At 52.8% G+C, this 14,196-nt stretch carries 12 protein-coding genes; 3 read left to right on the plus strand and 9 right to left on the minus strand.

The features are described 5' to 3' along the window. Positions 1-14: 14 nt before the first annotated feature. The 3 genes from R9X49_RS12605 to R9X49_RS12615 all read right to left on the minus strand — a co-directional run bounded on the left by R9X49_RS12605 (position 15) and on the right by R9X49_RS12615 (position 4,178). On the minus strand, positions 15-674 hold the full coding sequence (locus R9X49_RS12605; RefSeq protein ID WP_039354736.1) for a DedA family protein: 660 nt from the start codon (positions 672-674) through the stop codon (positions 15-17). 543 nt (positions 675-1,217) lie between these two features. Then, positions 1,218-2,408 (minus strand): cystathionine beta-lyase, encoded by a 1,191-nt coding sequence (gene metC, locus R9X49_RS12610; RefSeq protein WP_319848740.1) that lies wholly within the window; start codon positions 2,406-2,408, stop codon positions 1,218-1,220. A 318-nt stretch (positions 2,409-2,726) separates the two neighbouring features. Beyond that, positions 2,727-4,178, minus strand: coding sequence for a carotenoid oxygenase family protein (locus R9X49_RS12615; protein ID WP_319848742.1), 1,452 nt, complete (start codon positions 4,176-4,178; stop codon positions 2,727-2,729). A 258-nt stretch (positions 4,179-4,436) separates the two neighbouring features. Here R9X49_RS12615 and R9X49_RS12620 point away from each other — a divergent pair, with 258 nt between their 5' ends. Next, positions 4,437-5,045 carry a TetR/AcrR family transcriptional regulator gene (locus tag R9X49_RS12620; RefSeq protein ID WP_319848743.1) on the plus strand — a complete coding sequence of 203 codons (609 nt, stop codon included), beginning with the start codon at positions 4,437-4,439 and terminating at the stop codon, positions 5,043-5,045. Between the two features lie 131 nt (positions 5,046-5,176). Here R9X49_RS12620 and R9X49_RS12625 read toward each other — a convergent pair whose 3' ends face one another. The 3 genes from R9X49_RS12625 to R9X49_RS12635 form a co-directional block, all read right to left on the minus strand. Further along, positions 5,177-6,469, minus strand: a complete 1,293-nt coding sequence (locus R9X49_RS12625) for a TRAP transporter large permease (RefSeq protein ID WP_319848744.1) — start codon at positions 6,467-6,469, stop codon at positions 5,177-5,179. Positions 6,470-6,484: 15 nt separating this feature from the next. Then, on the minus strand, positions 6,485-6,991 hold the full coding sequence (locus R9X49_RS12630; protein WP_225086621.1) for a TRAP transporter small permease: 507 nt from the start codon (positions 6,989-6,991) through the stop codon (positions 6,485-6,487). A 114-nt stretch (positions 6,992-7,105) separates the two neighbouring features. Next, the gene (locus tag R9X49_RS12635; protein WP_319848745.1) at positions 7,106-8,083 is read right to left on the minus strand and encodes a TRAP transporter substrate-binding protein; all 978 of its coding nucleotides are present in this window, start codon (positions 8,081-8,083) and stop codon (positions 7,106-7,108) included. 716 nt (positions 8,084-8,799) lie between these two features. On the opposite strand from R9X49_RS12635, the gene exbB reads away from it, so the two are divergent. Both exbB and exbD read left to right on the plus strand, forming a co-directional pair. After that, entirely contained in the window at positions 8,800-9,810 is a 1,011-nt protein-coding gene (gene exbB / locus R9X49_RS12640; protein ID WP_319848746.1) for a tol-pal system-associated acyl-CoA thioesterase, read from the plus strand. Positions 9,811-9,813: 3 nt separating this feature from the next. Then, positions 9,814-10,239, plus strand: a complete 426-nt coding sequence (exbD, locus tag R9X49_RS12645; RefSeq protein WP_010280259.1) for a TonB system transport protein ExbD — start codon at positions 9,814-9,816, stop codon at positions 10,237-10,239. A 113-nt stretch (positions 10,240-10,352) separates the two neighbouring features. Here the strand turns inward: exbD and R9X49_RS12650 are convergent, their stop codons facing one another. Genes R9X49_RS12650 through R9X49_RS12660 form a run of 3 tightly spaced genes read right to left on the minus strand, consistent with a single transcriptional unit; the run spans position 10,353 to position 14,182 of the window. Then, positions 10,353-11,372 (minus strand): substrate-binding domain-containing protein, encoded by a 1,020-nt coding sequence (locus R9X49_RS12650; RefSeq protein ID WP_319848747.1) that lies wholly within the window; start codon positions 11,370-11,372, stop codon positions 10,353-10,355. A gap of 30 nt (positions 11,373-11,402) precedes the next feature. Next, a complete protein-coding gene (locus R9X49_RS12655; RefSeq protein WP_319848748.1) occupies positions 11,403-12,812 on the minus strand; it encodes a sucrose-6-phosphate hydrolase in 1,410 nt (469 codons plus the stop codon). Next, entirely contained in the window at positions 12,812-14,182 is a 1,371-nt protein-coding gene (locus tag R9X49_RS12660) for a sucrose-specific PTS transporter subunit IIBC (RefSeq protein WP_319848749.1), read from the minus strand. The genes R9X49_RS12655 and R9X49_RS12660 overlap by 1 nt, the downstream gene beginning before the upstream one ends. Positions 14,183-14,196 lie beyond the last annotated feature (14 nt).

The following is a 14,196-nucleotide window of genomic DNA, read 5'->3' on the forward strand; positions in this document are numbered from 1 at the left end:
CGTACGGCTGCCGACTAGGCGACGGCACGTTTTTTACGCCACACCACGACAGCCATGCCAATCAGGCCACTGACCAGCAAAATAATCGGGAGCAGGATCAGCGCAGTCATCACCTGATCTTCATAGCGTTTGACCAGCGGAATGTGGCTGAGCGCATAGCCGAGGGTGACAATTCCCCCAACCCACAGCAGCCCGCTGAGCCAGTTGAAAATTTGGAAGCGCGTATTATTTAACCCGGAAATGCCTGCCATCGTCGGCAGCAGCGTGCGGATAAACGCTAAAAAGCGGCCAACCAGCAGCGCCATCAGGCCGTGGCGGTGGAACAGGTGATGGGCGCGCTGGTGGTAATGAGCAGGAAGCTGCAACAGCCAGCCCTTTACCAGACGCGTATCGCTCAGCCAGCGCCCTTGGAGGTAGCTGAGCCAGCAGCCGAGGCTGGCGGCGACGGTGAGCAGAATCATCGTAGGGAAAAAGCTCATCACGCCTTTGGCAATCATGGCGCCAGTGAGCAACAGCAGGCTATCGCCGGGCAGAAAAGAGGCGGGCAGCAGGCCGTTCTCCAGAAACAGCGTCGTGAACAGAATGCCGTAAACCACCCAAATGACGTGGGGATCGGCCAGTGCACTAAAATCCTGCTGCCAGAGCGCCTGAATAATGTCGTGAACCACACTCATATTACTTCCCGCCAGTGACGATATTCACTATCTTTCAGGCAGCGGCGGTGGAACGCTGGGTTACCTGAAATCTACTGCCTATCAAGCCCTAAAATCAGTATGGGCAAAACGCTTTGCCGCATTGTTGTGAGAATACGATAAAGCTTAATGCTTAATTTTTGGTTAAGGTAACGCGGTTTTTTAGTAAGCGTTGACTCATGATTATCATAACGCATTACCCACCGCCCCGCAGGGGAAATGAAGATGTGGCGGTATTATGGCCGTCACACTTCCTATATTTTGTTTCCTGCCATACCCGTCATACTTCAAGCCGCATGTGCGTTGGCTACGTTCAAATACTCGGCCCGTCGTGGGCCTCGCCCTGAAGGGCCGCTGCAAGCAGCGTTCAAATCTGCTCCCGGCAGATTTGTCACCCGAATCACTTACCTGAGTAAGCTCATCGGGATTCTCTCTCTTGCCGCCTTCCTGCAACTCGAATTATTTAGGGTATATATTTTGTTTCCTGTCGTTTGGCTGCGGTGAGCGTGCTGATGCCTTGCCAGACTAAGCGCGCAGCCTGCTGAAACCCGCGGCCAGATCGTCGATCAGATCGTCACTGTCTTCAAGTCCAATATGTAACCGAATAAGTGTGCCGGAAAAATCCACGCCGCTCACCGGGCGGATCGCTGCGAGTTCTTCCGGCTGATTCGCCAGAATCAGAGACTCGAAGCCTCCCCAGGAATACGCCATGCTGAAGTGCTCAAAATGATCCAGATAGTGCGCCAGCGTTTCTTTGCTTAATTTCTCTTTCAGCACAAAGGAGAACAAGCCGTTGCAGCCATTAAAATCGCGCACGTAGAATTCATGCCCTTTGCATCCCGGCAGCGCAGGGTGATTAACGACGGCGACTTCCGGTCGTTCTGCCAGCCACTGCGCAATGCGAATGCTGCTTTCCTGATGCTGTTTGAGCCTGACGCCCAGGGTGCGCAAGCCACGGCTGGCGACATAGGCAGTATCGGCATCCACCATTTGCCCCATCAGATAAGAGTGCTCACGCAGTTGCGCCCAGCAGCGCTCATTCGCCACCGCCGTACCGAGCATGGCATCGGAATGGCCGACGATGTATTTCGTACCCGCCTGAATGGAGATATCAATATCGAAGTCGAGCGCTTTGAATAAAATGCCCGCTGCCCAGGTATTATCAATCATGATAACGATGTCGGGATTGATGCGGCGCACGGCTTGTACGATTGCCGGCACATCATGGACTTCCATGGTGATGGAACCCGGCGATTCGAGAAAGACGACTTTGGTATTAGGCTGGATCAGTTCGGCAATGCCGGCACCGATGAGCGGATCGAAATAGGTGGTGCTGACGTTCATTTTTTTGAGCACTTTCGTGCAGAAATCCTGTGTGGGTTCGTAGGCCGACTCCGTCACCAGAATATGATCGCCTGCCGCGACGAAAGAGAAGATCGCGTTAGAAACGGCAGCCGCTCCACAAGGATACAGCGCGCAGCCTGCGCCGCCTTCCAGCTCCACCATCGCTTCCTGAAATGAGAAATGGGTCAGCGTACCGCGGCGTCCGTAGAACAGCGCCCCTTTAGCCCGGTTAATGGTGGCATGTTTCTTATCCTGCACGGTATCGAATACCAGCGAGGAAGCGCGCTGAATAACGGGGTTGACGGAACCGTGGGTGAATTTCTTGCTGCGTCCTGCGGCGACTAACGCTGTTGCCGTTTTTTTGCTTGTCATAACCACTATTACCTTTTCTATTCAATCCTGCCGGATGACCCAATACGCCAGATATTCCCGATAGTGAAAGTGTGAGGAAACAAGGAGGCGTTATTCGATGTATTAACCCTACGTTATCACGGCTGGGGCGGCGTGTGGGTGGGTTTTGTGGCCGTCATGAACATTTCTCTTGTAGGGCTAAACAGGGAAAGGGAGGGGAATATTTGTTCAAAAAACGGCTATGACTGCTTCTCTGTGCTGTAAATCGCAGGAATGCCCCGGAAGCCCCGTGATGACATCGGGCTTTCGGGGCGGGCTACCCCATTACACGTTTTCGGTTCATTTTCCTGACCAGTTGCCGTGCAGAGACATCCGTAGACGGAAAGGAATTTTTACGCTAGCGATAGGCCCCTGAGTCCATTGGGCGGTATCGAGGACGATCAAATCCGATGTGCGTTTTCTGAGGTCGTTCATGACGCAGACGACCCATCCGTCACCTTCTGCTGCCTGAGCATGGCGTGGGATGAAGATGGGTTCCTGAAAACAGTGTGCGTCGCCTGGATACCACATTTCGCTTTCCCCTGTGACCACATTGATGCGGGCCAGTTGGTTGAAAAACTGGAATGGAGGTGCGCCAAGCGTCTCCGTATCAAATGGCAGTTGCGGATCGTAAGCCAGCGTGAAACCGTAATGATAAGGTTTACCGTTGTAGCGTTCATCGCAGCGCGGGAATTCACAGGGGAAAGGCGTGCGGGTCAGCAACTGCGGAACCACGTTCGTATCGTCCGCGTTCAGATCAAAGGTCCAGCGCATTAGTGCGGCTTTCAGCGCTTCCGGTGGTGGAACATAGCCGCCTTCTTCCGGGAAAAAGTAGAAGACATTACCGTTGGTCACGGGCATATCGACGAAAATTTTGCTGCCTTCTTCATAAGCGTTAAGCGTATGCCCCTGAAAGCCGTTTGCCGGCCCGTAGAACCAGCGTACATCATCGGCAGAACCGTCCCGCGGCACGATACCGAACAGCTGCTGTAGGTCCGGCTGCCACTGGAAGTGCTGTCCACCGCTTTTCATGCGATCAAGATCGGCAGTCAGCGGAATGATGGGGAAAACCACATAATTCTGTGTGACGGCAAAGTCGTGGATCATGGCCGCGTAGGGTGCCTGAAACCAGATCTCCCGCATCAACTTTCCTTCGGCGCTGATTTCGAAATAGGCAATATCGGGTGTGGCTTCGCCCTTGGCTTCATAGGCGAAGCAGAGCAGTGCGCCAGTATCCGGATCCACTTTCGGGTGGGCGGTGAAGGTTGCTGATGTGATCTGTCCGTGAAAATCCCATTCACCCAGCGTTTCCAGCGTATCCAGATCCATTGCCCACGGTAAGGCGTCTTCCTTCATTGCCAGCAGGACGCCGTTATGCTCGATCACTGTGGTATTGGCGGTGGTGTTATTGTCGGCGGCCAACGGATCGTTGGTATAAACATTGCGGTAAGTTCCGTTTAAGGAACGATGCTCACGTCGCTGTGCTTTCAGACGCTCGGTTTCGACATAGCGGCGTTGCAGGCTGACTCTGCCGTTCTCAAAACGAAAAGCGCTGACGATGCCATCGCCGTTGAAGAAAATATCCTTGCCCAACATCGGTGGATAGTGAGGATCGGGCGCAACCTGATAAAAGGTGCCGTTGATTGCATCGGGAAGCATGCCCTCGACTTCGAGATCGACGACGCTGACTTCAACACGACTCGGTTGATAAAGTCCGGTGAATTCGGGAATGTTTGGGAATTGCAGGCTCATATAGGTGCGCTCCATTATTATGGTTTGTCTCAGAATCAATGTGTTGCCTGCACCAGCAGCGCTGGCTCAGGCGATACGGTGCGTCATGCCTTTCATCGTTCAGTTCGTGGAAAAACGATGCGATGAATCGCGTTTCCAGTCTTTTTGGTATCCGATAAATCAATAACTGAACGATTCCGTACAATTAATCATGGCATGGATTAAAGATCAATATTTCCTGTACTATATCGTTCACAAAAAGTGCGGAAGAATAGAAACATGCGTAAAAAAACAGAGACCAGACGTTTGCAGTTCGTGATGGCGGCAGGGAAATTATTTATGAATCATGGGTTTGCTGCGGTGACGATGGAATCTATAGCGGCGGAGGCAACCAGTTCCAAAGTCACGCTGTACAACTACTTTTCCTCCAAAGAAGCACTGCTGGAAGCTTATATTCTTGAAGTGGGCAAAGGGATGGTCGAGCGCCTGCTGGATTCGTCGGTGAAGGGACAGACGCGTGAGGAAGTGCTACATCACTTAGGAAAATCCTATCTGGAGCTGGTAACTAAGCCCGATATTGTGGCGTTGAACCGCTTGACTATCGGCGAAGCGGGGCGTTTTCCTGCGCTCTCGCATCTGTTTTATGAGCTGGGCCCAAAGAGAACGCTCTCCAGTATTGATGAGGTCATGAGTCAGCTGATGGAAAAAGGGTGGCTACGTCAGGCTGAAATACGCAAGGTCTCACTGCACTTTAAAGCGCTGTGTGAGGCTGAAATGGTGGAAAGGATATTGTGGGGACTCGAACCGGTTGAGGTTGAAGCTGATACGCTGGAGGCTGCGGCGCTATCTGGCGTGGAAGCGTTTATTCAATTGTACGGTAAGGAATAGGGCAATGAAGGTACGATAGGATTGTGCAACGCTATGGTGATTAGTGCTTATCGTTCCCCTCGTCGAAGAGACGAGGGGATTGACGTAACGTATGACATCCCTATCTATAGACGCGTTCTCACCGCGGTGTGCTAACCCGTATGCACGCCGAAGAATTTGTGCAGCCAGAGCGAGATGGCCGGAATATAGGTGACCAGCATCAGCACAAAGAAGAGCCCGCAGTAGAAGGGCAGCATCGCTTTAACGACCTGTTCTATCTTCTGCTTACTCACCGCACTGGCGACGAAAAGCACTGACCCTACCGGTGGTGTAATTAGGCCGATCCCGAGGTTCACCAGCATGATCATGCCGAAATGCACCGGATCGATACCGAGCGAGAGGGCGACGGGTAGCAGAACGGGCGTCAGGATCAGGATCAGCGGTGCCATGTCCATCAGCGTGCCGATCAGCAGCAGCATGATGTTAATCCACATCAGGATGACGTATTTGTTATCCGAGATGGAGGTGAAAAACTCGGTAATGCGGGCAGGCAGCTGCATGTAGGTCATGATGGCGCCGAATGCGGCGGCGAAGCCGATCAGGATCATCACGATCGTCACGGTTTTGACCGTGCGGTACATCAGCTTGGGCAGTTCCGACCACTTGTAATCTTTATAGATAAACATGGTCACGAAGAAGGACCACAGGCAGGCGATGGCCGCAGACTCGGTCGCGGTAAAAATACCAGACAGAATCCCACCCATGATGATGACGACCGTCATCAGCCCCCATAAGGTATCGACAAAGATTTTCAGCGCCTGACGGAACGGTACGCGTTCACCTTTTGGATAACCGCGCCGATGGGCAAAGCCGACGCACATCACCATCATGGTCAGGCTGAGCAATAGGCCGGGCAGGATCCCTGCGATAAACAGCGACGCAATAGAAACCGTACCGCCAGTTGCCAGCGAATAGATCACGGAGTTGTGGCTCGGCGGTGTCAAAATGGCCTGCACGGATCCGCTGGCGGTGACGGCGGCGGAGAAGTCGCGCGGGTAACCTTTCTTCTCCATTTCCGGGATCATCACCGAACCGATTGAGGCCGTATCTGCGACGGAGGAACCGGATATCGCGCCGAAAAACGTTGATGCAACGATGTTAACCAGCGATAAACCGCCGCGAATAAAGCCGACAAAGATGTAAGCGAAGCTGACCAGCCGACGGGCGATGCCGCCTTCGGCCATGATTGCTCCGGCCAGAATAAAGAAAGGAATCGCCAGCAGCGAAAATTTGTTCACGCCGTTGGTAATCTGGATCATGACTGCTTCAAGCGGCAGATCGATCCAGAACGCGCCAACGATGGCACTCAACCCTACTGCGTAGGCAACGGGAACACCGACCGCCAGCAGCACGGCCAATGTAGCAACAAGAATAAATGCATCCATGGTATTGGCTCCGAATTAAGAACTGCCAAGCATTACCACAGGGCGTTTATCCTGCGGGCCGAAAAACATTTTTTCGATGATGAAGAGCACGGTGATTAACGAACCGATAGGCAGCGGTAAATAGCTTTCACCCGCGGTTAATAAGGGAAACTCCGCAACGGGCTGTTCCCATAATTCCAGGCAAAGCAACGTGCTGTAATAGAGAATAAACAGGCTGATTAAGAGCATCAGGAGGTTCGACAGATGAACGCAAATCTTCTTACCGGATTCTGGCAATCTGTCGGTTAACATGCTGACGGCAATATGTGAGTTGGAACGGTAACTGACTGCGGCACCGACAAAAGTAAACGTCACCATACAAATGATTGAAATGGGTTCTGGCCAGGATAATGCAGCATTTAATACATAGCGTGCGAATATTCCGACTGGAATCACGAGCGTCATAATTAATAACGCCAGACCAGAAACCCACATGGCAATACGATAGAGAACATCCATACTGGAAAGATAAGACTGTGCCATTGCGCCACCTATATTCACTTCGCTGAGTGAGCCGCGAAGGATAATTGTTAATATCGGGCAATTCATGGTGGCGGATAAATAGCAGGCTATTTATCCGCTGAGATGAGATATTGATTATTGGACGTCAGCGACGGCTTTAATCAGATCCTGATATTTGGCACCAAACTGATCGCGTACGGGCTGGGTGGCTTTGAAATAATATTCGGTATCAATATCATGGAATTGAACGCCGCCGGCCTTCATTTTATCCAGAGATTGCTGAGTATATTCATTCCACAGCACGCGCTGTTCTTGCTGCGCTTCTTTCGCCAGCTTCAGGATAAGGTCCTGATCCTCTTTAGAAAGTTTGTCCCATTTGGTTTTGGAATACAGGAACAGCTCAGGGATAATGAAGTGGCGGCTCCAGGTATAGTTTTTCACGACAGGCAGGTAGTTGTGTGCGACAAACGTTGGTGGGTTATTTTCGGTACCGTCGATCACGCCGGTTTGCATGCCGCTGAAGACTTCACTGACGCCCATTGCGATTGAGTTGGCGCCCATGGCTTTTAGCGTTGCCAGCGCGACCGGGCTACCCTGGACGCGAATTTTCATGCCCTTGAGGTCTTCTGGTTTCACCACTGGCTGCTTGGTGATTAGGTTACGCGTTCCCGCGTCCATCCAGCCCAGAAAAACCAATTTTGACTTACTGCTATGGGTAATCTTGTCACCAATTTCCTGGCCGATTTTTCCATCCAGCACTTTGTGCATATGATCTTCATCACGGAAAATATAGGGCAGCGTGAAGACTTCTATTTCCGGCAAAATAGCGGCAACGGGCGTCATGGATACGCGAATAATATCAATCGCGCCGAGCTGCGCCTGCTCAATCATTTGTTTCTCATCACCTAATACGCCGCCGGGGAAAGTTTTAATTTCCAGCCTGCCATTGGTGGCGGCTTTTAGTTTCTCTCCCATTTTCTGAACTGCGACGACATTAGGGTAACCTTCAGGGTGAACATCAGAGGCTTTAATTTGTTGTGCCTGAATCGCTTGGCTCATCAGGAGTGCAGTAGAACCCAGACAAACGCCGATCAATGTTTTCGACAGCTTCATTGAATTATCTCCAGAGGTGGGGTGACATTATCGATAATCAAATGGTGATTTAAAAATATAAACCCATGAAAAATAGAATAATGAAGAATGGGTTTAATGATGAGAATACGGCAGCCTACTAGGTATTATTGTGGCGCGCATCAGTATTCTCTGCGAGTTAAGCTAACCTATTATACAACTTCGTAGAATGACTCGTGTCACAAAAGAAAAAGCTAATATGAAATGCTGTTTTATATGGATTTTATTCCTGTTTACCTCACGGGAATATGCGTAACATGGTGTTTTTATTTATCTTATTGTGTGCTTATGTATCTATTTATTTCAGTAAACTTATCGCCCGCTATTGTGAAATGGTGTGATAACTTAATGTTGATCACAAAAAGCCGATCGTAAAAATTCGATTATAAAATCCGGGATATCACGCCGCGTTGAGGAGCGTTTTGCCTGAGATATTCCGGAATATGCCTCTTCTTTCTCGTTTTTATGCTTTTTCTGCCGATATGCAGGCAATACCCCCAAAAACCCTGTTAGAACGCAAGAAAAGTGCATTATCTTGTGTAAATAATAATGAGAACGACTATCAATTCGTTCAGGGTTTGGTATCATTTCACGCTGCGTTATTGCGGCATTATACCTGCGAATATGTGCGGATATTGTACAGAACCGATGATTGTACAGAACAGATGATTGTACAGAACGAATGGTGGAGGCACAGCGTGAAGACGGCTGTCAGTAATACAACTCAACAGGTGTTATCAACCTGGCAAAAAAAACGTGGCGCGTTCAGCGCATTTTCCCGTAGCGTGCTGGTTATCCTGCTGTGTACGGCGGGACTAAGTGGAAATGCGTTTGCGGCTCCCGCAACGGCACCGTTATCGACAGAGAATACCGCACCTGCCACTCAGCCTGCTGCGGCGTCTCCTTCTGCCCCTGTGGCGACTGATGCACTGGCGCCGACGTCAGCACTCGCATTGCCTGCCAGTGCGGCACCGGGCACCAATAACCTGATGAAAACCGATTTGTCCGTCTGGGGTATGTACCAGCACGCTGATGCCGTGGTGAAAACGGTGATGATCGGCTTGCTGCTGGCCTCCGTGATTACCTGGGCGATCTTCTTCAGTAAAAGCGTTGAGATGTCTGGTGCGAAACGCCGCCTGCGCCGCGAATATCTGGCGTTGGAACAGGCGAGAACGCTGGACGATGCGCTGGAAACGGCCGACGCGTTCAAAGCTGGCAGCGTCGCACAGCAGCTGCTGGTGGATGCGCAGAACGAACTGGAACTTTCCGCACGTTCTGATGACAACAACGGGATTAAAGAACGTACCGCATTTCGTCTGGAACGTCGCGTGGCGGCTACCGGTCGTCATATGGGACGTGGTAACGGCTATCTGGCCACGGTCGGCGCGGTCGCTCCGTTCGTGGGGCTGTTTGGTACGGTATGGGGCATCATGAACAGCTTCATCGGTATCGCACAGACGCAAACCACCAATCTGGCGGTAGTCGCACCGGGGATCGCAGAAGCCCTGCTGGCGACGGCGATTGGTCTGGTTGCCGCGATTCCTGCGGTAGTTATCTATAACGTCTTTGCTCGTTCGATTGCCAGCTACAAAGCGATGGTCGGCGATGTGGCTGCGCAAGTGCTGCTGTTGCAAAGTCGCGATCTCGACGTGGCTGCCAGCAACGATAACCGGGCGTCTTCAGCAGCGCATAAACTGCGGGTGGGTTAAGTCATGGCGATGCATTTGAAGGAGGACGTGAGTGATGACGGTGAAATGCATGACATTAACGTCACGCCGTTCATTGACGTCATGCTGGTTCTGCTGATTATCTTCATGGTGGCGGCACCGCTGGCAACGGTAGACATTCGTGTCGATCTGCCAGCCTCATCGGCAGCACCGCAGCCACGACCGGAAAAACCGCTCTATCTGACGGTAAAAGCAGATAAGCAAATGTTCCTGGGGGAAGAGGTGGTTAGCGAGCAGTCGCTGGCGCAGGTGCTGGACGCAAAAACCAGCGCTAACAAAGAAACGACCATCTTCTTTCAGGCAGATAAAAGCGTCGATTATGAAACCATCATGAGCGTGATGGATTCACTGCGTAAAGCGGGCTACCTCAAGGTTGGCTTGGTCGGTGCGGAAACCGCAGCCGCTAAATAACGGCTGAGGGTTGTGTTTCAAGAAGGAATGCGGGGTGAACATTCAAACCGCGTTCCTTTTTTTACGTCTGTAGATTTACGTCCCGATGATGGCAGGGCGCTTTGGGCGTTGGCCTACGCCCGCGAATCAGGATGACGCCAGTGAATCCGCGTTGGGATATAGCGCCGATCTTCTTCAAGCGGCTGCTGTGCAATCAGGCTGGTCACCATCTCAAAGCTGCTGCGCGCCAGGTTTTCACAATCCTGCGCCACGGTGTCGATCTTCAGCGGTAAACAATCAAACAGATAGTGATCGTCAAAGCAGCACAGTCGGATGCCGCTTTCCATCAGGTTATGCTGGTTCATGTAACGCAGCACGCCTTCCATCAGGCCACAGGCCGCGACAAACAGCGCTTTTGGCGGGCGACCCAGCGTGGCACACAGCTGAGCAAACATTTCATAACCCGCGCTGGGGTGATAGCTGCCGTGAATAATCCACTCCGGCTTGCAGTCTATGCCTGCGCGTGCCAGACCGAGCTGGAAGCCTTCCAGACGGTGGCGAGTCGGAGAAATACGCGGCTGGCCGCCAAGAAAATAGAACTCATCACGATGCTGGCGGGCGATACGCTCGACCATTTCCGCCGTGGATTCTACTGCTTCGGAAATCACCATCGGCAGTGTGGAATCACCAATCACCCGGTCAAATTGTATGACGGGCAACTGCTGATTAATTTTCTGATACTCGGTGTCGCTCAACAGGCTGGAGGCGACAATCAGACCATCGACCTGACGTTGCACCAGACTGTTGACCGCCATCATCTCCTGACTGGCGTTTTCGTCGGTGCAGGCAATCAGCAGCTGTAGCCCTGCTTCACGGCACAGCATTTCCAGTTCGCGGGAAATGACGGCAAACCCGTAGTTGGTCATTTCCGGCACCACAAACCCCAGCGTGTTGCTGCGTGAGGAACGCAGCGAACGTGCGTGAATACTGGGCTGATAACGCTGCTCATGCGCGACGGCTAAAATACGATCGCGGGTTTCATCAGAAACGCGAAACTCTTTACTGCGTCCGTTAAGTACCAGACTGGCGGTGGATTTTGATACACCGGCCAGCGCGGCGATGTCACTGATTGTTATGCGTTTAGTCGGTTTCACCGCGAGGTCTGCTATCAGAAAAAAGGGAAGTTATTCTATCACGCATGGCGCTAACAGCCAGTGCTGTAGCGTTAATCGCCCAGAGCCGCTGAATGTCATGATCGCGTCACTTTCCGGGAAATAGCGTGCAGACATCACAGCCTCGCCGTCGTTGATAAAAATTTCAATGCTGGAGCGATCGCACAGGATCTGCAATTGACTCAGCTCACCACGCCAGTAGCGATGTTCGGGTTCGCCAGTGCGGCGGTTGCGTCGGCTCAGCGTGACACGTTCCCCATCCCAACAGAGAACCAGCTGGGAGGCGAGGCTGAACTGGAATTCCCCCTGAACGGTGATGAGGATTTCCGCGCTGCTGGCATGAAGCGGAGACGCGTAGTCTGCGGCACCATGCCAGGTGTAATGCTGTCTGCGCAGCTGTTGCAGTTCACGTGCAGGGCGTTGATAAACGCGATCGCCATGCAGCGTGAGTTCGCGCGGGCAGGTCATGGTATGGATCCAGCCGTACTCGATCGTCGGTTCAAAAAATTCATTATCGTCGGGAATCGACATCCAGCCGAACAGCAGGCGTCGCCCGTCGTCACTCAGCGTGGTTTGCGGAGCGTAAAACTCAAAGCCGAGATCCAGTTCGTGGAAACCCTGATGCGGATAAGCGCCATTGTCGTAGTTAAGCGAGCCGATAAAATAGCCCGCCTGGAAGGTATTCAGATAGCGTTCTTCTTCGGCGGGAAGCCCCTGCGGGCAGCAGATCAGCACGTCTTTTCCATCCAACGGGAACAGGTCCGGGCACTCCCACATGTAGCCAAAATCCCCGAGCCCGCCCAAACGGGAACCGGCGATCTCACCGATCTTTTCCCACGCCAGCAGATCGTCAGAACGGTAGAGCAGTACTTTCCCTTGCAGGTCGAGATCCTGTGCGCCGAGCACCATGTACCAGCGGTTGTCATGACGCCACACTTTCGGATCGCGAACGTGCCCGGTGTAGCCGTCAGGGAGCGTCAGAACCGCGCCCAGTTTGTCATATTCACCGTTAGGATTCTCACGGGCGAGGCACTGAAATGCGGTACGTGAGCCATCGTCGTATTTCACGTTACCCGTATACATCAGCATGATCGCGCCCTGATCCACCACGGCAGAGCCAGAGTAGCAGCCGTGGCTTTCATAGCTTTCACTTGGCACCAATGCGACCGGTTCATGCGTCCAGTTCACCAGATCGGCGGAGCTCCAGTGCCCCCAGAATTTTGCTCCGTGGGCACAAGATAAAGGATTCCACTGATAAAACAGATGGTAACGCCCGTTGTGATGAATAAATCCGTTCGGATCGTTGAGCAGACCCACGCACGGGGACAGATGCCATTCCGGGCGATACGGGTCTTCCTGTTTCCGTGCGTGGCCTGACATCAGGGCGTGCGCCATGCGCTTTAGTAAGTGGATTTCCTTCATTATTCGCTATCCGTTTTATATTTCAGCAATAAGGACAGGGTAAAGGCGGCACCGAACGCAATAAACATCCCAATCAGGTAGTTAAGCATCGATCCTCCTTGCACAATCGCCAGACCTGGAAAACCAGTCAGCCCGACGGCCGTCATATTGACGTGATTGAAGACGACCCACGCGCCACCGAGCGCACCGCCTGCCAGTGCAGCCAGGAACGGTTTAATGAAACGTAGGTTGATACCAAATATCGCGGCTTCTGTGATACCCAGCAGACAAGACAGCCCTGCGGGAACGGCAATCGCTCGGGTTTTGGCATCACGCGTTTTGAAGTATACCGCCAGACACGCGCCACCTTGCGCCACATTCGCCATCGCCCAAATCGGCAGCAGGAAGTTGACGCCGATATTCGGGTTGCCAAGCAGGCCGGCTTCAATGGCATGGAAGCTGTGATGAACGCCGGTGATCACGATGGCGGAGTAGAGGCCGCCGAACAGCAAACCGGCCAGCCAGCCAGCGTGAGCAATCAACGTGCTGAGTAAGAAAGAAATACCGTCGCCCAGCGCGCGCCCAGCCGGACCGATGATCAGCATAGCAACGAAGCCGGAAATGATGACGGTCAGGAATGGCGTGACGATGATGTCCAGCGCATCCGGTACGATCTTACGCAGGCGTTTTTCCACGATGCTCATGAACCAGACGGCCAGCAGTACCGGAAACACGGTGCCCTGATAGCCGATCATGGCGATGTCCATGCCGAAAAAGTGCATGGTCTGGAAGCCCCCTGCGACGCCCCAGGCGTTGGTCAGCGCCGGGTGGGTCAGAATGCCGCCCAGCGTCGCGCCCAGATAGGGGTTGCCGCCGAACTCGCGCGCGGCGGTAAAACCGATCAGGATAGGCAGGATAATAAAGGCAGCGGAACTGAACATATCCAGCATCACGAAGATCGCGCTGCTGGCATCGACCCAACCGTAGGTCTTGATCATGCCGAGCAGTCCCATCAATAGACCGGACGCGATAATCGCTGGCATGATAGGGACGAAGATGTTTGATAGCAGACGCGCCAGACGTTGCAGCGGGTTCAGCTTTTTCGCGGCGATGGAGGCCGCTTCGGACTTGCTCGATTCACTGATGCCTGCCGCTTTGATGAACTCGGCATACACCTTGTTGACCAGCCCTGTGCCGAAAATGATCTGCATTTGTCCGGCGTTCTGGAAGCAGCCTTTCACGCCGTCAACGTTCTCGATGGCTTTCTTGTCTGCCAAATTGTCGTCATTCAGTACCAGACGCAGACGAGTCGCGCAGTGAGCCGCGCTGGCGATATTCTCTTTCCCGCCGAGAAGGGGGATAAGTGCGGCGGCGGTTTTGTTGATATCCATGTTATTCCTCTTTT

This window comes from Pectobacterium carotovorum (assembly GCF_033898505.1).
Classification (GTDB): domain Bacteria; phylum Pseudomonadota; class Gammaproteobacteria; order Enterobacterales; family Enterobacteriaceae; genus Pectobacterium; species Pectobacterium carotovorum_J.